Genomic DNA, 21,577 nt, shown 5'->3' on the forward strand with positions numbered 1-21,577 from the left:
ATTGTTTATATTTTTTCATGCAAGACAAATTTAGGCTTTTGACCTTAAACACTTGGGGGCTAACTCCAAGTGTTTTTAATATATCTGTTGCACTTATAAATTGAACCTACACAATACTTAAAGAAAAAAGAGGAACTCTAATTGATGTGCGCTCTTATGCAGAATTTATAGGAGGTCATGTTGCTGGATCATTTAACATTCCGCTTCAAGAAATTCAGCATCGAATGCAAGAAATTCACGAACTCGAAACACCTTTTATATTGTGTTGCGCCTCAGGAAATAGAAGTGAACAAGCGCAGATTTTCCTCACTGCGCACGGAATTGAATGTTATAATGGCGGTTCTTGGCTGGATGTAAATTATTTACAAGCACAAGCTGAGTTATAAACTTAATAACAGCTGAATCAATCATTACTTTCTATAAAATTATACAATGCAAAAGCCCGCTACTTGCGGGCTTTCTTATACTATATTGATGCGTAGTAATTAAATTTTTAAAGTATAAAACTACTTAGCCATTCAAAGCTGGATAATCTGTATATCCTTTTACCGTATCTGTGTAAAATGTACTTTGATCGGGTGTGTTCAAAGGCGCATCGGTTTCATAACGAGCTACTAAATCAGGATTTGCAATAAAGGGAACGCCATACGCAACCAAGTCAGCATACCCGTCTTCAATAACCTTAATACCTGTTTCTTTATTAAAACTTTTATTAATGATTAAAGTTCCTTTGTAAAAAGGTCTGAAATGTTTCGCTACTTCAGTAACAGCAAAAGGTACTTCAGATACATCTGTGAAAGGCTCCGTTAAATGAATATACGCTAATCCATAATCATTCAGTCTGTTTATAATGTATTCGTGGGTGGGAATTGTCTGCTCGTCTAGCATCATTCCTTGTGCATTGTGTAGTGAAGGATTTAGTCTAACACCAACCTTAGCATAATCAATGACGCCATCAAAAGCATCTAAAATATCAAATAAAATACGCGCTTTGTTCTCTATTGATCCACCATAAGTATCAGATCGATGGTTGGAATACCCATTAAAAAATTGATGCAATAAATACCCATTGGCCGCATGCAATTCGACTCCATCAAAACCTGCAGCTATAGCATTTTTTGCTCCGTTTTTAAAATCTAAGACCGTTTGTTTAATGTCTTCAATAGTCATCTCTTTAGGAACAACGGTATCTACAAAACCATCATTTGTGTACGCTTTTGCAAATGGATTCAGTGCTGAAGGAGCGTGTGGTAATTCGCCATCATGCAAATCAGGATGAGACAAGCGGCCCGTATGCCACAATTGGGAAAAAATAGCTCCGCCTTTATCATGAACGGCTTTAGTTACTAATTTCCAACCTTCGGTTTGAGCTTCGCTATAAATTCCTGGAACATTAATAAAACCTACTGCTTTTGTACTCACAAAAGTACCTTCGGTCACAATTAAACCTGCAGTGGCTCTTTGTTCATAATATTGAGCCGTTAATGCTGTAGGAACATTTCCTTTATTGTTAGAGTGGCTTCGTGTCATGGGTGCCATTACCATGCGGTTCTTTAAACTACGAGTCCCCAGAGTATAGGATTGAAATAAAATTGATTTACTCATTTCTTTTTTGTTAAGAGTTAATTGTACTTGGAAATATAACATTGATTTTTAAACCAATAGTGGTAAAAAAAGTAATAAAAGTTGCCAAAGCCTGAACATCATTTCCTTTTAGAGAAAGAGTTGCCATTGCATCTGCTTTGCCTTCACAGCAATATATAATTTTAGAAAAAGGAAATAGTACTTCAAAATACGAATTCTTATTTTTCTCATCGGTTATACTTTCAAGAATAAGGACGATTTTGCCTGTAGACACCTTCCTGATTTGCTGTGTTAGCGGTTCATTTGCTAAAGCATTATCAGAAACCACAATAATATCAGCTTCCCAACTTGCATTGGTTGGACAACGCATCGGTTCAACTTGTGCATTTGGGTTTTCTAAAAGTAGCTGTGCATAAATACGTGAAAGCAACTTTTGATCCGTATCAAAAAGCAGAACAGCATGCGCTCGGGCAAGATGTGTTGCTAAAAGAATTGCATTGCTATTGGAAACACCTAGTATTGCGACTGTTTTTCTATTGGTCATTGCCTTTATTTTACAGTACAAAAATAAATAACGATACCCAAGAGAGTGTTGATGTAGCGCAAGAAATACCATTGATCTACATCAAAGAATTCTACTATTTTTTGCTAATTTGTTTGCGAACTCTACTCAGAGTTTCGGGGGTAAGTCCAAGGTAGGAAGCAAGCATGTGTTGGGGTACCCGTTTTACAATTCCGGGATATGCTTTTCCTAAATTAAGGTATTTATCTTCGGCCGTTTCGGTCAATGCCGAATTAATTCGGGCTTGATTTGCAATGTAAGCATTTTGCAATAGTAAGCGTTGGTAGCGTTCAAACATTGGAATTTGATCCATCAATGCCTCTCTTGCTTCGGTGGTGAGCAACAGCAATTCTGAATCTTCAAGCGCTTCTATGGTGTAAATAGAGTTGCTGTTGGTTAGAAAACTAGCTAAATCAGTAATCCACCAACCTTCAATTGCAAATTGTACAATGTGTTCATTTCCTTTCTCATCTATAGAAAAAGAGCGTAAAATCCCTTTTTCGACAAATGCATTATAGATACAAACATCACCTTCTTGAAGCAATGTTTGCTTTTTACGTAGCTTTTTAGGAATAAAAAAAGTCTTGCACAGCTCCATTTCAGTCGGAGTCAATGCTACTTTTTCTCGAATACTCTTGAATAATTGTTCAAACATGATCGCAAGATAGTAATTACCTTATTAGTACAAAAAAATAGTATTTCACAAAAAAGGATACCCTTTATAACTAATGATAAATCTAAAAACGGAACTATCTAAAATCAAAATAACTGTTTATCTTTGCCGAGTCTAATTTTAACACACAAATGAAACCGAACACACAACAATTAAACGATTTAACAATCCAAGTTAGAAGAGATATTCTTCGAATGGTACATGCAGTCAACTCAGGTCACCCAGGTGGTTCGTTAGGTTGTGCAGAATTTCTTGTCGTATTATACCAAAATATAATGGACCGCAAAGAAGGATTTGAAATGGACGGAATTGGAGAAGACCTTTTCTTCCTTTCAAACGGGCATATTTCTCCTGTTTTTTACAGTGTTTTAGCGAGAAGCGGTTACTTTCCAGTAGCTGAATTAGCGACTTTCCGTTTGATTAATTCTAGATTACAAGGACATCCAACAACGCATGATAGTTTGCCAGGAGTGCGCATTGCCTCCGGTTCACTTGGTCAAGGATTATCTGTAGGAATTGGTGCAGCACAAGCTAAAAAACTAAATGGTGACAAGCATATCATTTACACGCTTCACGGAGATGGTGAGTTGCAAGAAGGTCAAAACTGGGAAGCAATTATGTATGCCTCTGCCAAAAAAGTAGACAATCTTATTGCTACAATCGATTTGAACGGGAAACAAATTGACGGTTCTACAGACGAAGTTTTAGCTATGGGAAGTATCCGTGCTAAATTTGAAGCTTTTGACTGGGATGTTCTCGAAATCGAAAAAGGAAACAATATCGAAGCTATTATTGCTGGAATGAACGATGCAAAATCAAGAACTGGAAAAGGAAAACCAGTATGTGTATTGTTGCACACAGAAATGGGTAATGGTGTCGATTTTATGATGTACAGTCACGCATGGCACGGTAAAGCGCCTAATGACACGCAACTTGAAATTGCTTTGGGTCAAAACTATACTGAAGCCGAAAGAGACTATTAATCCTAGCCTCCCCGAAGGGGAGGAACAGCTACAAAATTGTTAAATAAAAATATAAAACCCTATTTACCCCAATAGGAGCTCCCCTCCTTTGGAGGGGTTGGGGGAGGAAAATGAAAAAATATACAAATACAGGAAGTAAAGATACACGCTCGGGTTTTGGAGCGGGAATGACGGAATTGGGTCAAAAAAACGAAAATGTAGTTGCACTTTGTGCCGATTTAATTGGCTCTTTGAAATTTGATGATTTCAAAAAAAACCATCCAGAGCGTTTTTTCCAAATTGGAATTGCAGAAGCAAACATGATTGGAATTGCAGCAGGATTAACTATTGGAGGGAAAATTCCTTTTACAGGAACTTTTGCTAACTTTTCTACAGGAAGAGTATACGATCAAATTCGTCAATCTGTAGCGTACTCTGAAAAAAATGTGAGAATTTGTGCTTCTCACGCTGGATTAACTTTAGGTGAAGATGGTGCCACACACCAAATCCTGGAAGACATCGGTTTGATGAAAATGTTACCAGGAATGACCGTAATTAATACGTGTGATTACAACCAAACCAAAGCAGCTACTTTAGCACTAGCAGATCATCATGGTCCTGCTTACTTGCGTTTTGGCCGTCCAGTAGTGCCTAACTTTATGCCCGCTGACGAACCTTTCGTTATAGGAAAAGCTATTGTTTTAACGGAGGGATCTGATGTTACGATTGTTGCAACAGGACATTTGGTTTGGGAAGCTTTAGTAGCTGCTGAAGCTTTAGAGCAACAAGGAATTTCTGCTGAAGTGATCAACATTCACACCATCAAACCATTGGATGAAGAAGCCATATTAAAATCATTAGCAAAAACAAAATGTATCGTTACAGCTGAAGAGCATAATATTTTGGGTGGTCTTGGCGAAAGCGTTTCAAGAGTTTTGGCATTAAACAGTCCAGCTCCACAAGAGTTTGTAGCAGTAAATGACAGTTTCGGAGAATCTGGAACACCAGAACAATTAATGGATAAATACAAATTGAACAATCAAGCGATTGTTGAAGCTGTAGAAAGAGTAATGAAAAGAAAATAATTCCATTTCTATTTTCTAAAAATAAAAAACCCGTTCGAACGGGTTTTTTATTTTTACATATTTATATTATTCATAAGGAGGATAAGTCGTTTCATCAAGATGTCTCCTAAGTCTATTTGCATCTGTAAAATCACTTTTAACCGGAGTTGGCAATGTTGATGGTGGATTAGCCACGCCAGTAAATCGTCTAGGAATACCTTGACTTTCGTCTACAAAACGAGTTGCATCATCATCAACTGCGGCTCCATTAAAAGGATAATAATGAACTACCTTTTGTGGATCTAGTGGATTAACATATTTTGTTTCAATTTTAGTACTGTAGCCATCTCCATCGTCATCAGTGTCTAAAGCATTTGGTATTCCGTCTTTATCCGAATCATCAGCATAACGAATATTATCTGCAGGAAACGTTGGGTAATTTACTTTATTGCTATAATTATATATGTATCCATCATTATTTAAATCTTCTTGAAAATTTAGTATTCCATCACCATCTGAATCTACTCTATTGATTTCATATAATTTGATACTGAAAATTAAAGGCGCATACGCTGGAATACCGTCTTTACCTTGAGAAAAATAACCTAAACCTGATGGTATGAAAAAGACACCAGCACCAAAATCTCTATATGAAACGGTTCCATTAGAATTAGATGAATACGTACCTCCTTTAAATTTTGGAAAAGATTCACCCCAACCTACTATTGTTGAAGGTAGATTAAAAAACTGCTGTGGATTTTTACTTTCTTCAAAGAAAGTAGTCCCCAAGGTCTCTACATCAGCAACTTTAGTTCGTGATAAGTACTCTCCTCTGTATGCAGTAAGTACACCATCAACGTTGGTAGGCTGTTGCCCTACTCCTTCGCGTAATACTAAATAGTACAATTTATAACTGATATCATGAAGTTTTACCTCCTTACTTAAAAGTTTTGGAAAAGTAGCGCTATTTAAATAAGAATAAATAGAAGGTTCAGTTCCTCCAGTTGCGATTTTCTTAAAAGTAACGTCTTGATCATCTGCAAAACCCGGATGATTGACAACGGTTATGGAATATGTTTTTAAATATTCTTCAATATCAGTTAAATCAGTAGCATATTGCACTGCAAAATCTCTAGGTGGAGTTATTTCAGCAGTGGCATCATCTTTAGAACATGAAAATAAAGATAAAGTTGTAATTGATAAAATAAAATAATACTTAAATTTGTTCATTATAGCTAATTTTTTAAGTGTGCAAGATACAATATTGATTGCTTTTTGTAAACTATTTAACTCCGATTTTAGAAATTTTATGAGAATAGATAAATACTTATGGTGCGTGCGGTATTACAAAACCAGAAACATGGTTACTGAAGCCTGTAAAAAAAACCACGTTACAGTAAATGGCCAAGTCGCCAAACCTTCTAAAGAGGTATTTGCAACAGATAAAATCACTTTTCGTAAAGATCAAATTACGCAAATCATTACTGTTCTAGATGTCCCAGATAATCGTGTTGCAGCTAAATTAGTAGATATTTATAGAAGAAATGATACTCCAGCAGAAGCGTATCAGCATTTAGAATTACTAAAATTATCCAAAGAACATTACCGAAAAAATGGCACCGGTAGACCAACGAAAAAAGACAGGAGAGATATCGATGAATTTGGAAATGAAATCATAGTAGACGAAGAAGATTGATTTAGACACTATAAATTTAGGTTTAAAGTTCCTCTAAAATCCCCGTTCTTCAACTATTTGAAATAGCCGCTTCAACCCTCCAACAAAACAAAAAACCATGAGCAAGAATATAATTTTGACTAATCAAGAAATTGAACATACCATAAAACGAATAGCCTATCAAATCTACGAAACCTTTGTAGACGAGCAAGAAATTGTCATTGCAGGAATTGCAACTAACGGTTTTATATTTGCAAAAAAAATAGCTGCGAGTTTAGAAGTTATCTCTACCATCAAAGTTTCGCTTTGCGAAGTACAAATTAACAAACAACATCCTGAATTACCCATTCACACCTCTTTATCAAAAGACGAATATGCTAATAAAGGATTGGTTCTTGTAGATGATGTACTAAATTCTGGTACAACCTTAATATATGCAGTAAGGCATTTTATAGACGTTCCTTTAAAAAAGTTTAAAACAGCAGTGTTAGTAGATCGCAACCATAAAAAATATCCCGTAAAAGCTGACTTCAAAGGAATTTCTCTTTCTACCTCATTGTATGAACATGTACAAGTAGTTTTTGACGAAAACGACACCAATTATGCTTATCTAAGTTAAAATCGCAACAATATCAAGTACTGTTTGCTTAATTGTTTTGTCATCTACCACAACTTTATATTGAGCTTGATTGTAATAAAAACTTCGATCAAAAAGGTGCTTGGCTATAAACTCTTTCATTTCGCCTTCGTTTTTATCCGCAATCAGAGGGCGTTTGCTTTTGTTGTGATTTAAACGATGAAAAAGTGTATCAATGGAAGCTTTCAGATATACGGATACTACATTAGTGCCTTTTAGCAACTCATGATTATTCGCATAACATGGAGTTCCGCCACCTAAACCAATAATTAGTTGCTTTGAATTATTCAATAAGTTGATAAAAACTTCGTGTTCAAGCTTTCTAAAATATATTTCACCGTGCTTTTTAAAAATAGCATCGATAGACAATCCTACTTTTGCTTCAATTTCTTTATCGAGATCTACGAACGGAATTCCGATACTAGTAGACAACGCTACAGCAATTGTAGACTTCCCACAACCCATATATCCTAACAATATAATTTTTTTCATCTGAATAAAACCTTACAAATTAAGGTGTTGAGTGATTTAATTAAAAAAAGACAAATTTATAATAAAATTGCTTGGTAAACTCCAAAATAAGTCCTTATATTTGCACCCGCGTTCAAGGAAAGAAAATGACTCGATAGCTCAGTTGGTAGAGCACATCACTTTTAATGATGGGGTCCTGGGTTCGAGCCCCAGTCGGGTCACAATTTAAGTGATCAACACATAATTTTCTTGAAAGCATTGACTCGATAGCTCAGTTGGTAGAGCACATCACTTTTAATGATGGGGTCCTGGGTTCGAGCCCCAGTCGGGTCACAAAAGGTCGAGTAATTTATTACTTGGCCTTTTATTTTTTTAGGCCACGTGGAGAAACGGTAGACTTGCCAGCTTGAGGGGCTGGTGCTCGCAAGGGCGTGCGGGTTCAAATCCCGCCGTGGTCACAGATAGCAGCGCAATCATTGACTTAACATTAATTTTGCTACACATCTGCTACACATTTTAAAAACGCTTTCCTAGTGGAGCGTTTTTTTTATGCGCTGTTTTTAGCTCGATATCCAATTCGTTTTTTTATCGCTTACCAAAGCTGTAGTCCATGGTTTGTTTTGTTTTTGACTTAGCATAAGTTAGTTTGTTATCTTAAAGGACTGTAACTAGGATTAAGTCTTGAATGGTCATTGAATAGTGTTAAATTTATTTCATAAAAACATCATTCTTTGTATCACTTAATTGCCTCCAAAGCCATTCTAGAGGTCCGTACACATGATTTTTTAACCACCAATAACTAAATCCGATTTGAAGTAAATAAATAGCGATTGCAAACAAAAAGTAAAAATAGAAAGGCATATGATGAAACAATCCTAAACCAACTCCCTGAAATACGAAAAAAGCAATTAAATTTTGGGTTAGATAATTCGTAAAAGTCATTCTGCCAACCCATGAAAATGCTTTAAGTGTTTTTTTTAATTTTTGATTTGTATACAGCAGTATAATAAACAAACTCGTAGAAAGCATAGTTGTTAAAACGATCCAATAATGAAATGAGAAATGCTTTAAATAAGGCAGTTTGTACATCATAGAAAGTAAAGAAACTCCCCATAAAACGATAGTGATACTTACTAATGAAAATAAGGATTTTTTTATTTGATTTTTCCTTGCAAAAACAGTTTCCAAGAACTTACTCTTTTGTATCGCCAATCCTAAAATCATACACGTAAACATGACATAATGCGCTGTTACAGAATAGACCAAATTAAGAACTTCAGTGTAAAATGAATTCAAAATATTGTATTTAAAAACCTGTAGCAATTGTGTACTATATCGTAAAGGCGCAATACTATTCGTTAATGTAGTAACATATGTAGTATCAACAGTATTTATGTAAGCTGTTAGTAAAGGAGCAAATAAAAACAATACACCAGCTATGTACAATAATGTTTTAGCAGAAAAATGAATAAAAAACAAAATAAGCAAGCCTAAAAAAGCATAATCTCGTAAAATATCACCATCATAAAACAGACTGTTTATAAAGGCGAATACAAATAAAACCAACATGCGGCGAATAATAAAAAAATAAGTTTTTCCCTTATTTTTAGCATAAATGACTCCAAAACCAAAACCAAAAAGAGTAAAAAGCAAAGTCCATCCTTTAGCTGAAAAAAGTATGGATTCTACTCCATTTATTACTGTTGCTATAATTCCCTCTCCATGTATTGTCCATTCTGGGCTGTAAGCATAATATAAATAATTTGAAATAACTACTATTAAAAGTGCCCAACCTCTGAGCATATCAATAATTTCGACTCTTTGTTCTTTTTGCATCATTGTTTTTAAATTCTATGTAACTTTTTAATTTGTAAATTGTCTTTAGTTTCGCCACCTAGTTCCTGTAATTTAACCCGTAAAACTCATTTCGCCGTAAATAATACATACCTTTTATATTGATGTTAGAGCTTGGCGTGTTTAACCCAAAAGATTTACTTCCTGAGATTACTTCGAAGATGATGCCGTTTAAGGTGCGGAGGTCTTGGATGGTCATTGATAAAACTATTCTGTAATTTAGAAAACGGTTTAGTTTAATTAAAATACAAATTACCTTCAAAAGCAGTACATTTTCGTCGTGTAAATCTTCTAGAATGATTCCTTAATCTGGATTAAAACAAATGAATAATTGAGTTTAAAAACGATAAACTCCTCCTGATGAAGATACACATTTTACTAAGCACAAATGGAACCAAAAGAATTGACATTAATAATTGTATTCCAAAAATTATTTTGGTTACAATATTGTTTTATAACTTTTACTTCTTAAAGTTTGATTTGCTTGCTTGAATTAAACGTAAAACTAGTGCTCTTGCATCTTCTAAGGTAAATTAAGAACGCTTGGATAGCATCTCCATGCCTAACTTGGCTCTTTCCTGAAATGATATTTTGTAGTTCATTTTTCATGAAATTATATTCATAAATGTAAAATAAAAAAAGCAACCTACATCTCCTCAGGTTGCTTAAGTTTTCCTCTTTTACAGAGTGCTATCAACTACAAGTGTGTGAATTTAAAAATAATAAATCATTCTTAAATTCTAGATTGAAATATAAAACATTCAAACTGGAGATCGGTGTTGACAATATTTTTAAGAGTAAACCTCTTGACTTTTTTTATATTCTAGTTCTTTTGCTAAATTAAACCTTTCCCATTTAGTAAACCCATATTTCATATACCTTTTTTGAAAATTTAATATTCCGTCTAAAGTTTCAAAATTCTTTTTTGATTCATTAAAATTTTTACTGTCCTTGTATATTGCAAAAAACTTTCTTTTATTTTGTTTTGAAAGAAATGGACAAGCAATTAAATCAAGCATTAGATGAGTTAATTCAGAAGATTTACTTCTTTTTTCAACAGGGAAACTTTTTATATATTTTTCAATATATTTTTTTAAAGCAACCTTAATTTTTGGATATTTTTTTGAATGACCAAAATAGAATAATAATACGATTATTGAAAAATAATTTAATTGACAATCTGGAATTTCATTCTTCTCATTGTCATGATCTATAAATTTCTCTAATATAACTTCAGGAAGTCTAAACTCTTTACCTAATTCCCTAATTACAGTCAAAAGATATAGCGTTTCAATCTGAGCATATTCATTAATTGAGTTCTTTTTAATTATTAGACTTGATTCATCAAGTATCTTTTTAAAAATTCTATTTCTATTATTAGTGCTTAGAATAAACTCTTTATCAGATTTCCGCTTTAGTTTATAAAAAACAAGTATTTTAGATAAAATATGACATGTTTTGATAGTAGAGTTTACTCTTGGTGAAACTGAATAAATAAAAAAAACAAAATCAATAAAATTTACAATGTGTGAGGTCAATGAATCCTCAACTTTGTCTAATTTATTTATTTCTTTTACATCACTTATTTCTCCTGAATGTATTTTAATTTTATATGTAAGATATACTTCTTCAAAATGTACAAGATTCTTTTCAATAATATTATTTAAAAGAGCCAAGCTATAATTCAAAACATCTTTGTAATCAACAGATGATTCTTTAATTAAAATTTTATACTGAGTTATTAAATTATCGGGATTAAAGTAAAATGAAAACTTATGATTTAGTATTTCAATGTCCTCTTTATTCTCATCAATTATACTTTCTTTTTGGTCTAATTCCTTAATTGAAAATCTTGGACTTTCTGAAAATAATTTATTTATTTTTTCTTTAGCAATTGTAATTTCTGTAATAATTGGCTTTTTATATTCAATAGTTTTAGAATTATTAATAGACAATTTATACTCTTTCAACTCGTGTTTGAATATTTTAAAAATTTCCTCTTTTAATAAATCATCATCGCAGAATAAAAAATAGTCATCTACGTATCTATACAATTCATAATCGGTTTTATTTCTACTCCCATTTAATTTTAAAATTTTTTCTTCAACAGTTTTGTCAATCCTTTGTAGAATGATTTCAGCAAAAATTCGAGAAAATTCGGGGCCAATTAAAATACCATTTGTTTCACCATAATTTGAGTATTGTATGAACCTATCAAATATTCCAGAAAAATTTTTCTTGGATGCATCAACATTTTCTTTTACAGTATCCAAACCTAAAACAGCCCAAGATATCGAATGCGTATAAATGCTATCAAAACATTTTGATATATCAAACTTAAAAAGAAAGTTGTATTTTTTTTCAGCTCGATGATATCTGTAGTCTTCATAAAACTTATAAATATTTGTATATTTTTTATAAGAAAAAAAGGTTTTTAAATTTTCATATTCTCTACCATTTAATTCTAAAAAATCATTTTTATCACCTTTATTTAATTGATGTAATTTATCATTAAAAAAACTAAATTTTGCAATTTCAACTGGTTTTCTAACACTGAAATTACTAATTGAACATGAATACAAAACAGATTCTTTAAAGTCTTCGTAGAATTTAATCAACTTTAGTTGATTGATTGGATGTATTAATGCTAATTCCCTAAAATCTTTCTCTTTATGCGTTATTCTATATGTGAAAGGAATTTTTCTAAATTTAAAATCCTTATTATTATCATATTCATGATGAAATAATATTTTTAAAATTTCTTTAAAAGCTATTAAATCATCACCTATAAAATTTTCGTCAAACTTTATTTCCTCATCCTCTAGTCTAATATTATTCTCAACCAAAAATCGATATAGATACCTGTTTGAAAAAGTAATAGGAATCTCATAGGGCAATACATCAGATAGTATTGCTCTCTCTTTAGGGTATTGAATATATTTTTTCTTCTTACTCATCTTTCCAAATTGATTTAATTACTTCAAATTTATTTGTTACCCTTTTAAACTTTTTATTATAATAAATTTGTTCTTTTAAATTAAACCTAAAAGAGTAAAAATGTTTTTCATTAAATCCTTTTTCAAAACAAAATTTATTCTTAATAAATTCAACAAGCAAATTTTTCTCAATGCCAATTTTTATAGGTGGATTAATTTTTTTTATTTCAGCATACATTCTTTGCTTTAAAATATATAAACTATCAAATCTTATCTTTTTTTTATTCAGTTCAAGCATTTCATTTGAATATAAAACACCCGATTTTATGTTTTTTTTATTATGATTTAGATGATAATTACCCGTTAAGAATTTTAATCTATCAAAGAGAATTCTTCTTGCAATTTTTTCATTAAATTTAGAATCTTTGTTATAAGTTTCTATAGATGATTTTATCCTTTCAATGTATCTTTTTATTTTTTCTTGTGACAATTCAATTTTTGTATCTAATTTTTTCCTAACATGAATTTCGTATCCGAGGAAAGTCAATTTTTCATTTCTCATTAATGGTTTTTCCATTAAATTTATGATTTGTGTTTTATCCTTTCTTCCTCCTAAATTATTATTAATCTCTAATTTTTCATCATTAATTATTTTAGTGATTTCAGCTTTATAATCCAGTACTTGACTTTTAGTTTTAGGTGAAAATATTACGATAATATCATCAACATATCTTGCGTAATAAATAACATCAGGTAAAGATTTGATTTCATTATCAATATCTCTCATATATAGTTCCGAAAGAAAAGCACTTACACCAAAACCTCTTGGTATACCCTTTTTGGGTTGCATTATTGATGTATCTTTAATTCTTTCAAATTCATAAAAAAGCCTTTTTAAAAGTTTTTTTGAAAGAGGAGAAAGTAAAGTATTATTTTCTAATTTTTCAAAAAGTCTATTTTGAGAAATTGATTCGTAAAATTTATATATATCTGTACGGATGACAACCTTAGGAAAACCATCAGAAATTAAATTATAAGTTTGTTTTATTATCTTGTTCCTGTCAGCCTGAATTACTTTGAAAGTTTTATTTAAATTATGTTGTAATTGTTTAATTGCAAAAAAATGAACTCCATCTTTTTTTGTTGTGTAAATTTTGTTTTGTTTATCATATTTAATTTCAAAACAAAATGGAGTTTTTTCATTGTTTACAATAGTAGCATATTCAGAAAACAAGTTGTTTCTAATTTCTTCTTTAGCTTTGTTTATAGCTTCAAGCTTTTCTGCATAAGAATCTAATTCTTCAATTGAAAGTGTTCTAGTTTTTTTTAAAACTACTTTTTCATTTAAAACAGTATTAAATTCATCATGTTTATCAAAATATGCTTGATTTAAGTGTCTTTGTTTTATATTTCCTTTTCTATTTTCTTTTAAAAAAATTAGATTAAAATTTGCACCTGAAAACGATTGATCTAGCATTTTAAATATCTTTTATATTACCTAATATTAGCCCCCTAAATAACCCACCCAACTCCTCACTCCTCTTCTACCCACTCCACAAACTTCTTACATTCTCAAGAGAAATTAGGTATAATTCTCTCGTATTTTATTTTCCATAAGGTATTTCTCAAAAATAATAAAAACAAACTACAAAAACAGCGTATAACTACCTGTTTTTGTAATTAAAATAACCCAAACTGTTTTCTCAACTTAAACTACAAAGTCTTACCACTGCTTATAGAAAAATGTATCAACTTGAAATTTCCCTTTATCATACACTTAACAACAATACATTTCAAACCTGAAAAAAAAATCGTGAATTAAAACCCAAATACAGGTTCTAATTCACGATTTATAACTTTGAATGGATTTTATCTTAACTGTGCGCACTACTCGAATTGCTACACAGTTTCGGTTTTTATCCTAACTCTTATTTCCACCCGCCTCCTAAATCACGGTATACATGAACAACGGCGTTCAGTTGGGCTTTTTTAGTTTCGATTAATTCGAGTTTTGATTCTAAGGCGTCGCGCTGTGTCATCAATACCTCAAAATAATCTACTCTGGCTGACTTGAACAAATCACCTGCCACATCAATAAAACGGTTTAACGCGGCTACATGTTGGGATTTTAGATCATAGCTTTTTTCTAAGTTATTAATTTTAGACAACTGACTAGAAACTTCTAAATACGCATTCAAAATCGTACGTTCGTAATTATACAACGCCTGTATTTGTCTCGCATTAGCAGCGCTATACTCGGCTTTGAGCGCATTTCTATTAATCAAAGGAGCGACTACATCTCCCACTAAAGAATACAACACAGACTCTGGCATTTTAAACAAATAATTTGGTTTAAAAGCGTTAAAACCTACTGCAGCTGTAATATCTAAGGACGGATAAAACTCAGCGCGAGCCGTTTTTACATCCAGTTTAGCAGCTTCTAATTCTGATTAAGCTTGTTTGATATCCGGACGATTAGCAAGCAATTGAGCAGGAACACCCGCTTGAACTATGGCTGGCAACCCAGCATCAAAAACAACACTGTCTCGTTTAATTTCCCACGGATATTGTCCAAGTAAAAAGTTGATAGTATTATTCATACTATCATTTTATAAACGCTCTCGATAATTTATTTATCGCTTACCTATCAAACTAGGCAGAAATAAATAAAATTAGATTCACTTTTCAAGATTATAAAAAGTTTGACTTTAACAAAAATAGTAAGCTTATGAATGTTTCTAAATAGCTTTTAAATTACAAATTTTAAGAATATTTGTCTAACGTATTTGATAAAAGTAAAACTATCAAGATTACTGTTGAAACAGAAACAGACGACAAGATAAAAGCGCCAATATAAAAAAATCTCTTATCGGCTTTTTTTGCCAATACTTGAAATTTGTATCGCTGTTGTACTTCATTTTTCATGTAAGATCTTATTTTAATTCGATAAATAAAAAGAAATTATTTTATGCAAATTTAACTGTAATAAAAGACTCATACAATACCTACATTTAGTGATGTTTACCACTATTATTACACTCCCTTTATCCCTATTCCAAAAGCGAAAAGAGTATTACTTGAATACTTTTAAAATGAATCTCGACGATGTAAATCTTTATTTTTAATACAGTTAAATAATTGGCAATAAAAAGCATAACTCTGATTACTAATTTAAAAATAACCCAACTCCCAAAAATTAAATCATAAAAAAAGCGTCTCGGAAAATTCAAGACGCTTTTTGATTTTAGCTAAATAATCGATAAATCTGTTTCCTAAGTTCAATTATTTGAAAACCAAATTATTTAATGTAAATGGCTTTAATTTTGATGCGCATTGTTTTTTAAAAACAGGTTAAAAACGAAATGAAAAATTTATTTTTTGATTTAAAAATTGTAAATTTACAAAAAAAGATGAATAAAGCTTTATTGATATTTATGAGTTGCAGTCTTTCTATGTTTTCCCAAAAAAAGCAATTAGGTAAAGAGGAAAAAGATGTGATTTATGAATTTACTTATAACGTAGGTAAAGAAATATTCAAAGTCACAGATTTTCCTTATAAGAAGGTAAGTAAAAAGATAAGTGAGATTCAAAAGAAGCCAATTCAATCTATTGACGTACTAAATTCTTCAGTAGATACTCTAATTGCAAGAGGGATTTTAAAATTGGAGCAATCTGAATATGGATATGATTTGTTGTTTAATTCGCGCTTTCCCTCTTATTATAAAGATAATGACGAGATTGATGTTGTAGAATTTCATCCTATAAAAAGCAAGTTATTTAATTTAAAAAAAGAGTTGATTGAAATTCAAAATGTTGGCGGAACTTCTTTCGGAAGTGAATTTTTGTCTAAATATGAGAAAGGAAAAAACACCAATTTGAATTTTACGACCCTTCGTAAGCAAGATCAAATAAACAATGAAGTAAACTTTAAAAACAACAAAGAGCTTTCTGAAATCAAAGGAAGTGTCGTTTATAACATTACATTTATTACAGATTATTCTCAAGTAAAGCTTTCTCAAAAGGATGTAGGGAAAATTTTTAAGCTCAACAACATAGAATACAATTTAATTGCTATTTTAAACAACACGATTGTTTTCGAAATAGTTGACTTGAAAAACAGTGATCGAAAAAATCAAATACGCTTGATAAATTATGATGAAATAGGCAATGTTTTAGTCAATTATAATGATCAGGAAATGATTGAATTAAAGAAAAAAAATAAAAAAATAAATGATGAAAGAGCGGGTTTTGGGTATTTTGGAGGTGATTTAAGTAAGCGTATTTTTGATGCTTTTAAAGTTAACCCTTTAATGACTTTTGAAGAATATAAAAAAATATTTAATGTAGAAGATGTAATAAATGAAACAAACAAGTACATATTTGTTCACACTATTGCGCCAATTAAAAATGACTTTATACTTTACGAACCCATATATGGAATAGACAGGAATTTTGAGATGATTCCTAATCAGGAAAAAGCAATACCAAAAAAACTTGCCATCGAAGATTATAATGCGCCACAGTTGTCTGCTGAATGGGAGGAGAAACTATTTGGAAATATAAAAGAATACACTGAAAACTTTTATTATGCCACAAAAAAAGGTGACAAATATGTAAAAGGAAAAATGCAAAACTATAGAACTTTCAAAAAGAACTCTAATGGTGAGTTTGTCGAAGATAAATTGTTCCCTAAAAAATCTAATTATCCGGAGAACAAGTATAATAATTTGAAACTAAAGATAGAATCAATAAATTATGATGATGAAGATAAAATGATTGAAAAAACGATTTATAATTATGGACCTGATAACAAGTTAATCGAAGAGAGAAATTATTTGGATAATGATACTTTAAGAAGTTCGGTGAAATACGAATATAATAAAAACCACATATTTAAAAACAAAAATTCTTATGAATATATTGAAGGAGCGGTTGAAATAACTGAGTCACAAGATGATTTAGTATACGATGAAAGAGGAAATCTAATAGAAGAACATTTTAAAAATAATAAAGAGGGCTCAGCTTATTTGGATGAATTGGTTATTTATCGTAAGTACAACACTGATAATAGGAGAATTGAAGAATCTAGTTCGGATTCCTTTTTCGGAGATGGAAAAAGTAAGTTAGATACAAGAATTCAATATCTTAAAATTGATAATCAAAAAAACTGGACTGAAATGTTTTTTGAAGACGGACTAGATTCAGAAAAGCCAAGTGCAAATTTTGTAGAGCGAATATTTATATATGAATAAAGTTTTTAAGTAAATAATTTCACCAACAGCGTAACAAAAAAACCTCACAGCAATGTGAGGTTTTTCAAATTATCTAATTAACTTAATTCATTAATTGTTGTAATGGTTTTAATTGTTCTACATCAATATTTGATTGTTGTAAAACACTCATCATGGTCATAATGCTTGTCGGATTCATATCTTTACCTAAAATTCGAACCACAGCAAAACCATTATCTTCTTTATTGGCAAAGAATACAAATTCTTCAATATGATCATCGGTGCCTACAAAACTTACCGAAGCGCCCTCTTTTCCAGACGCAAACTTCATCAGTTGCTGGTACTTTTTATCTTTTAAGATCAAATTTACTTTAGCACGTTCTTTCTCAAATTCTGCTTTGTTCGAAGCGTTCAATTTAAAAGCCAAAACATTCATCTTGTCAAAAGATTTTAAAGCATCACTTTGAGCTACTGATAATTTTGTTTTATCAACATTCAAAATATCAGGTGACACATCGAGCGCAATAAAGTTTTTATTTTCTGTATTTTCAACAAAGTACTTTTGTAAGGACGGTTCTGAGTTGCAACTTGACAGAAACAAACTCAATAGCAGTGCTATTCCATAAACTGTTTTCATCTTATCTTTTTGCTTTAGTTGCTTTTCTCAAATCATCACCGCCAGGAATTTTCATTTTATTGGTAAGGACTGCAATTTCATCTAAATCAAAGTTTCCTTTTAACGACATTAGCACTGTATCGTCATTTTTAGCTCCTTCAATAAACATAAATAACTCTCTAATTTGGGAATCATTCGCTCCTGATTTTACTAAGATTTTAATACTACGTCCGTCTTCATTTACACGCATTAACTCTTCTAAATTTGCCGATTTGATGTACTTGTCTGCAACTGCTTTCATTTCGCCTTCTAAACGTGCATTTTTTGTGGTGAACACTTTCAAATCATCGAGTTTCTTGATTAAACTTAAGTATTGTTGCGTTTCTTTATCGGAAGCATCCATTTTTACTTTACTCATCAAGTCAAACATTTTTTTATTAACAATGATTGAGGTTACACCTACTTGCCCATCGAATTTATCAAAAATGGCTTGTGCATAAAAGGTGCTGGAAACTAAGGCGAATACTAGGGTAAGTATCAACTTTTTTGTGGTACTGAATTTACTATTCATTTTGGTTGTATTACTTGTTGATTTCATTTTAGATTTTTTTTTAAATTATTTTTCTTGTTTTTATTCCACATACAAGGGAATTACAAACCACTTGACTGAGTTCTAGTGTCAATAAAAATCTTGTCTTTTGTAGTTTGATACACCTGAATGTACTGTACACTTTCTATGCCAACATTTACATTACTCGACAATAAGGACAATGCTTTTTGAGTAGCTCTAAAAGCTTCTTCAGGATCGTCATACGTTCCTAAATTCTGACTATTTGTTGCATCATCATAATTGTGATAGACATAGGTTCCTATTCCCAACAAAACAACAACAGACGCTGCAAGTGATAGCCACGTAGCATTACGCTTTATGTTTCCCGCTTTTGGGAGTTGTGGTACTTGAGACGTAAACTGCTGCTCTTTGGCAAGAGAGAAATATTCAAAAATAGGCCTGTATTGTTCTAAATGCTGCGCAACATCTGATGAAGAAAAATAAGTACGTAATTCCTTTTCTTCTGCAATACTGGTTTCTCCCTGAAAATATTTTTCTACTAAATAGTCTATTTTAACTAATTCCATAATTGTGTGTTTTTGTCATATAATCCCGTATCGTTTTCCTTGCTCTGGAGAGTGCCACCCGAATCGCACTTTCATTCATTTCGAGTATTTTTGCAATTTCTTCAAATTCATATTGTTCTATATCCCGCATTTGAATAATCAATCGTTGTTGTACGGGTAATTGCTCCATTATTTTCTCAACCCAATTCAAACTGTCCAGGTCTTCCATTTTCTTATCTAATCCAGCCTCTCGATCTACATAATTGGTATGCACAATTTTGAGGTTTCCTGTTCTTTTAGCTTTAAGCTGATCTAAACAATAATTTTTGGTCATGGTCATGGCGAAAGCTTCAACACTCCCAAAATCAGATAAATTACCATTGCGATTCCATAATTTAACCAAAACTTCTTGAGTAGCATCTTCTGCTTCCTCTGTGCTCACGAGCAACCTTTTGGCCAACCTGAAGACTTTGTCTTTAAACGGATTGACAAGAAGAACAAAGTCATTTTGGTTCATAAAAAATTTGGTTTTAAACTGGTTATATAAGCTAGACGACTCGTATTATTTTTTGCAACAAAAAAACATAAAATAAAAACTAAAGTTAGTATTTTTACGTTTATCTTATTAAATACCAACCATGAAAACAACCATTAAAATTGCCCTCTTATTGTTTATATCGGCTTTCGCGTTTCAAAGCTGTCAAGATAACGATGATATCGCACAACCGCAGGGATTAGCCATTCAAAATTTTATTTGGAGTGGAATGAATCAATTTTATTTATGGCAAGAAGATGTGCCCAATTTAGCAAACGATCGATTTGCTGACCAAACTGCACTAGATGCTTTTTTGCAAGGATATCCGGTTCCTGAAGAACTATTTGATGCTTTACTGTTTAAAACAAAAGATAAATTCAGTTGGATTGTAGATGACTACCTAGAACTAGAAGGTCAAATACAAGGAACTACTAAAAATAATGGGGTTGAATTTGGACTAAAATATAGACCAGGTAGTACAACAAATATTTTTGGTTATGTGCGTTATATCATTAATGACTCAGATGCATCCTCTAAAAATATTAAACGTGGCGATGTTTTCACCGCTGTAAATGGAACACAATTGACAGTAAGCAATTACCAATCGTTGTTATTTGGTGCTAATGAAAACTACACTTTAAATTTAGCTGATTACAACGGAACTGACTTTGTTACCAATGGTAAAACAGTAGATTTAACAAAAACAGTTTTAACTGAAAATCCAATATTAATCAACAAGGTGATTACTTCTGGAACACACAAGATAGGCTATTTGATGTACAATGGTTTTTATTCCAATTTTGATGGACAGTTGAATGATGCATTTGGTTTTTTAAAATCACAAGGAATTACCGATTTAGTTTTAGATTTACGTTACAATGGTGGAGGATCTGTGCAAACTGCTACCCGATTAGCAAGTATGATTACGGGACAATTTTCAGGTCAAATATTTTCAAAATTAGAGTGGAACAGTAACTATAGCGATAATAATACCAATTATATTTTTCCAAGTAACATAGATGCTGCATCAATAAATAGCGTCAATATGACAAAAATTTATGTTTTGACTACAAAGGGTACCGCCTCTGCAAGTGAACTTGTAATCAATGGACTGAAGCCTTACATGAATGTTGTGCAGATAGGTGACGTTACCTATGGTAAAAATGTAGCCTCAATCACTTTATACGATTCGCCTACTTTTGGTTCAACCAAAAGAAATCCTAATCACAGATATGCCATGCAGCTTATTGTAGCTAAGACATCGAACTCTGTAGGTTTTGGAGATTATCCTGAAGGATTACAACCTGATTTTCTGGTAACAGAATCGATCAGCACCTATGGCGTTCTGGGAGCTCCAACAGAGCCTTTACTAAGCTATGCTATTGGAAAAATTAATGGAACAAATAGAATGATGAGACCAAATACCACTACTGACTTTGAATTTTTTAAAGATTCTAAATCGATGCGAAGATTTCAAAATGAAATGTATCTTGAGGAAGCACCAAAAGGGCTTTTGAAAGCTTTGGAGTAAATAGCTCTTGTTCACAATTTCCAAACTAGAATTAAGCTATGTTTTAGCAAAAAACTGCGTTTAATACACTATAGTTTGTTTCCGAATTAAAATAAAAACTGTTGTAAATAAAAAAGAGAGACTTTCACCG

At 31.7% G+C, this 21,577-nt stretch carries 20 protein-coding genes, 3 tRNA genes and 1 pseudogene; 10 read left to right on the plus strand and 14 right to left on the minus strand.

Annotated elements, in window-relative coordinates:
- The first annotated feature begins 113 nt into the window (after window positions 1-113).
- The gene (locus tag ACNQGB_RS13755; RefSeq protein WP_417944670.1) at window positions 114-386 is read left to right on the plus strand and encodes a rhodanese-like domain-containing protein; all 273 of its coding nucleotides are present in this window, start codon (window positions 114-116) and stop codon (window positions 384-386) included.
- A 124-nt stretch (window positions 387-510) separates the two neighbouring features.
- On the opposite strand, the gene ACNQGB_RS13760 is transcribed toward ACNQGB_RS13755, so the two are convergent.
- The 3 genes from ACNQGB_RS13760 to ACNQGB_RS13770 all read right to left on the minus strand — a co-directional run bounded on the left by ACNQGB_RS13760 (window position 511) and on the right by ACNQGB_RS13770 (window position 2,801).
- Window positions 511-1,605, minus strand: a complete 1,095-nt coding sequence (locus ACNQGB_RS13760) for an alkene reductase (protein WP_417944592.1) — start codon at window positions 1,603-1,605, stop codon at window positions 511-513.
- 10 nt (window positions 1,606-1,615) lie between these two features.
- On the minus strand, window positions 1,616-2,128 hold the full coding sequence (locus ACNQGB_RS13765) for a hypothetical protein (RefSeq protein WP_417944593.1): 513 nt from the start codon (window positions 2,126-2,128) through the stop codon (window positions 1,616-1,618).
- A gap of 94 nt (window positions 2,129-2,222) precedes the next feature.
- Window positions 2,223-2,801: a Crp/Fnr family transcriptional regulator gene (locus ACNQGB_RS13770; protein ID WP_417944594.1), complete on the minus strand. Its 579-nt coding sequence runs from the start codon at window positions 2,799-2,801 to the stop codon at window positions 2,223-2,225.
- Between the two features lie 149 nt (window positions 2,802-2,950).
- Between ACNQGB_RS13770 and ACNQGB_RS13775 the strand changes: the two genes are divergently transcribed.
- Together ACNQGB_RS13775 and ACNQGB_RS13780 are read left to right on the plus strand one after the other, a co-directional pair.
- Window positions 2,951-3,802 (plus strand): transketolase, encoded by an 852-nt coding sequence (locus tag ACNQGB_RS13775; protein WP_417944595.1) that lies wholly within the window; start codon window positions 2,951-2,953, stop codon window positions 3,800-3,802.
- A 110-nt stretch (window positions 3,803-3,912) separates the two neighbouring features.
- Window positions 3,913-4,866 (plus strand): transketolase family protein, encoded by a 954-nt coding sequence (locus tag ACNQGB_RS13780; RefSeq protein ID WP_417944596.1) that lies wholly within the window; start codon window positions 3,913-3,915, stop codon window positions 4,864-4,866.
- A 66-nt stretch (window positions 4,867-4,932) separates the two neighbouring features.
- Here ACNQGB_RS13780 and ACNQGB_RS13785 read toward each other — a convergent pair whose 3' ends face one another.
- A complete protein-coding gene (locus tag ACNQGB_RS13785; RefSeq protein WP_417944597.1) occupies window positions 4,933-6,075 on the minus strand; it encodes an FKBP-type peptidyl-prolyl cis-trans isomerase in 1,143 nt (380 codons plus the stop codon).
- A 79-nt stretch (window positions 6,076-6,154) separates the two neighbouring features.
- Between ACNQGB_RS13785 and ACNQGB_RS13790 the strand changes: the two genes are divergently transcribed.
- Window positions 6,155-6,541, plus strand: a complete 387-nt coding sequence (locus ACNQGB_RS13790; protein ID WP_309759964.1) for an RNA-binding S4 domain-containing protein — start codon at window positions 6,155-6,157, stop codon at window positions 6,539-6,541.
- Window positions 6,542-6,638: 97 nt separating this feature from the next.
- The gene (locus tag ACNQGB_RS13795) at window positions 6,639-7,139 is read left to right on the plus strand and encodes a phosphoribosyltransferase family protein (protein ID WP_417944598.1); all 501 of its coding nucleotides are present in this window, start codon (window positions 6,639-6,641) and stop codon (window positions 7,137-7,139) included.
- Here the strand turns inward: ACNQGB_RS13795 and ACNQGB_RS13800 are convergent.
- Entirely contained in the window at window positions 7,131-7,649 is a 519-nt protein-coding gene (locus ACNQGB_RS13800; protein WP_417944599.1) for a shikimate kinase, read from the minus strand. The genes ACNQGB_RS13795 and ACNQGB_RS13800 overlap by 9 nt on opposite strands.
- A gap of 127 nt (window positions 7,650-7,776) precedes the next feature.
- Between ACNQGB_RS13800 and ACNQGB_RS13805 the strand changes: the two genes are divergently transcribed.
- From ACNQGB_RS13805 to ACNQGB_RS13815, 3 genes are all read left to right on the plus strand, one after another.
- Window positions 7,777-7,849, plus strand: a tRNA-Lys gene (locus tag ACNQGB_RS13805).
- A gap of 39 nt (window positions 7,850-7,888) precedes the next feature.
- Window positions 7,889-7,961 (plus strand) — tRNA-Lys (locus ACNQGB_RS13810).
- A gap of 42 nt (window positions 7,962-8,003) precedes the next feature.
- Window positions 8,004-8,086: transfer RNA gene (locus ACNQGB_RS13815), tRNA-Leu, on the plus strand.
- 250 nt (window positions 8,087-8,336) lie between these two features.
- Here the strand turns inward: ACNQGB_RS13815 and ACNQGB_RS13820 are convergent.
- The 5 genes and pseudogenes from ACNQGB_RS13820 to ACNQGB_RS13840 form a co-directional block, all read right to left on the minus strand.
- A complete protein-coding gene (locus ACNQGB_RS13820; protein ID WP_417944600.1) occupies window positions 8,337-9,467 on the minus strand; it encodes a DUF418 domain-containing protein in 1,131 nt (376 codons plus the stop codon).
- Between the two features lie 806 nt (window positions 9,468-10,273).
- Complete coding sequence (gene drt3b, locus ACNQGB_RS13825) at window positions 10,274-12,439, minus strand: antiviral reverse transcriptase Drt3b (RefSeq protein ID WP_417944601.1); 2,166 nt, start codon at window positions 12,437-12,439, stop codon at window positions 10,274-10,276.
- Window positions 12,432-13,895 (minus strand): antiviral reverse transcriptase Drt3a, encoded by a 1,464-nt coding sequence (gene drt3a, locus ACNQGB_RS13830; RefSeq protein WP_417944602.1) that lies wholly within the window; start codon window positions 13,893-13,895, stop codon window positions 12,432-12,434. The genes drt3b and drt3a overlap by 8 nt, the downstream gene beginning before the upstream one ends.
- A gap of 451 nt (window positions 13,896-14,346) precedes the next feature.
- A pseudogene (locus tag ACNQGB_RS13835) lies at window positions 14,347-15,012 on the minus strand (TolC family protein); the annotation flags it as partial.
- Window positions 15,013-15,181: 169 nt separating this feature from the next.
- Window positions 15,182-15,343: a hypothetical protein gene (locus tag ACNQGB_RS13840; protein ID WP_417944603.1), complete on the minus strand. Its 162-nt coding sequence runs from the start codon at window positions 15,341-15,343 to the stop codon at window positions 15,182-15,184.
- 437 nt (window positions 15,344-15,780) lie between these two features.
- Between ACNQGB_RS13840 and ACNQGB_RS13845 the strand changes: the two genes are divergently transcribed.
- Window positions 15,781-17,670 (plus strand): hypothetical protein, encoded by a 1,890-nt coding sequence (locus ACNQGB_RS13845; protein ID WP_417944604.1) that lies wholly within the window; start codon window positions 15,781-15,783, stop codon window positions 17,668-17,670.
- Window positions 17,671-17,752: 82 nt separating this feature from the next.
- On the opposite strand, the gene ACNQGB_RS13850 is transcribed toward ACNQGB_RS13845, so the two are convergent.
- The 4 genes from ACNQGB_RS13850 to ACNQGB_RS13865 are packed head-to-tail and all read right to left on the minus strand — an operon-like array spanning window position 17,753 to window position 19,898.
- Window positions 17,753-18,286 (minus strand): DUF4252 domain-containing protein, encoded by a 534-nt coding sequence (locus ACNQGB_RS13850; RefSeq protein WP_417944605.1) that lies wholly within the window; start codon window positions 18,284-18,286, stop codon window positions 17,753-17,755.
- Between the two features lies 1 nt (window position 18,287).
- Complete coding sequence (locus ACNQGB_RS13855; RefSeq protein WP_309757885.1) at window positions 18,288-18,863, minus strand: DUF4252 domain-containing protein; 576 nt, start codon at window positions 18,861-18,863, stop codon at window positions 18,288-18,290.
- 53 nt (window positions 18,864-18,916) lie between these two features.
- Window positions 18,917-19,402: a hypothetical protein gene (locus tag ACNQGB_RS13860; protein WP_417944606.1), complete on the minus strand. Its 486-nt coding sequence runs from the start codon at window positions 19,400-19,402 to the stop codon at window positions 18,917-18,919.
- Entirely contained in the window at window positions 19,389-19,898 is a 510-nt protein-coding gene (locus ACNQGB_RS13865; protein WP_417944607.1) for an RNA polymerase sigma factor, read from the minus strand. The genes ACNQGB_RS13860 and ACNQGB_RS13865 overlap by 14 nt, the downstream gene beginning before the upstream one ends.
- A gap of 121 nt (window positions 19,899-20,019) precedes the next feature.
- Here ACNQGB_RS13865 and ACNQGB_RS13870 point away from each other — a divergent pair, with 121 nt between their 5' ends.
- Window positions 20,020-21,447, plus strand: coding sequence for a S41 family peptidase (locus ACNQGB_RS13870; protein WP_417944608.1), 1,428 nt, complete (start codon window positions 20,020-20,022; stop codon window positions 21,445-21,447).
- Window positions 21,448-21,577: the final 130 nt, after the last annotated feature.

This window comes from Flavobacterium frigidum, from assembly GCF_048286795.2.

What these genes read in the sequence shown, in the direction of transcription:
- ACNQGB_RS13760 (WP_417944592.1), bottom strand. Translation starts at nt 1,605, where the DNA reads ATGAGTAAATCAATTTTATTTCAATCCTATACTCTGGGGACTCGTAGT.
- ACNQGB_RS13765 (WP_417944593.1), bottom strand. Translation starts at nt 2,128, where the DNA reads ATGACCAATAGAAAAACAGTCGCAATACTAGGTGTTTCCAATAGCAAT.
- ACNQGB_RS13770 (WP_417944594.1), bottom strand. Translation starts at nt 2,801, where the DNA reads ATGTTTGAACAATTATTCAAGAGTATTCGAGAAAAAGTAGCATTGACT.
- ACNQGB_RS13775 (WP_417944595.1), top strand. Translation starts at nt 2,951, where the DNA reads ATGAAACCGAACACACAACAATTAAACGATTTAACAATCCAAGTTAGA.
- ACNQGB_RS13780 (WP_417944596.1), top strand. Translation starts at nt 3,913, where the DNA reads ATGAAAAAATATACAAATACAGGAAGTAAAGATACACGCTCGGGTTTT.
- ACNQGB_RS13785 (WP_417944597.1), bottom strand. Translation starts at nt 6,075, where the DNA reads ATGAACAAATTTAAGTATTATTTTATTTTATCAATTACAACTTTATCT.
- ACNQGB_RS13790 (WP_309759964.1), top strand. Translation starts at nt 6,155, where the DNA reads ATGAGAATAGATAAATACTTATGGTGCGTGCGGTATTACAAAACCAGA.
- ACNQGB_RS13795 (WP_417944598.1), top strand. Translation starts at nt 6,639, where the DNA reads ATGAGCAAGAATATAATTTTGACTAATCAAGAAATTGAACATACCATA.
- ACNQGB_RS13800 (WP_417944599.1), bottom strand. Translation starts at nt 7,649, where the DNA reads ATGAAAAAAATTATATTGTTAGGATATATGGGTTGTGGGAAGTCTACA.
- ACNQGB_RS13820 (WP_417944600.1), bottom strand. Translation starts at nt 9,467, where the DNA reads ATGATGCAAAAAGAACAAAGAGTCGAAATTATTGATATGCTCAGAGGT.
- drt3b (WP_417944601.1), bottom strand. Translation starts at nt 12,439, where the DNA reads ATGAGTAAGAAGAAAAAATATATTCAATACCCTAAAGAGAGAGCAATA.
- drt3a (WP_417944602.1), bottom strand. Translation starts at nt 13,895, where the DNA reads ATGCTAGATCAATCGTTTTCAGGTGCAAATTTTAATCTAATTTTTTTA.
- ACNQGB_RS13840 (WP_417944603.1), bottom strand. Translation starts at nt 15,343, where the DNA reads ATGAAAAATGAAGTACAACAGCGATACAAATTTCAAGTATTGGCAAAA.
- ACNQGB_RS13845 (WP_417944604.1), top strand. Translation starts at nt 15,781, where the DNA reads ATGAAAAATTTATTTTTTGATTTAAAAATTGTAAATTTACAAAAAAAG.
- ACNQGB_RS13850 (WP_417944605.1), bottom strand. Translation starts at nt 18,286, where the DNA reads ATGAAAACAGTTTATGGAATAGCACTGCTATTGAGTTTGTTTCTGTCA.
- ACNQGB_RS13855 (WP_309757885.1), bottom strand. Translation starts at nt 18,863, where the DNA reads ATGAAATCAACAAGTAATACAACCAAAATGAATAGTAAATTCAGTACC.
- ACNQGB_RS13860 (WP_417944606.1), bottom strand. Translation starts at nt 19,402, where the DNA reads ATGGAATTAGTTAAAATAGACTATTTAGTAGAAAAATATTTTCAGGGA.
- ACNQGB_RS13865 (WP_417944607.1), bottom strand. Translation starts at nt 19,898, where the DNA reads ATGAACCAAAATGACTTTGTTCTTCTTGTCAATCCGTTTAAAGACAAA.
- ACNQGB_RS13870 (WP_417944608.1), top strand. Translation starts at nt 20,020, where the DNA reads ATGAAAACAACCATTAAAATTGCCCTCTTATTGTTTATATCGGCTTTC.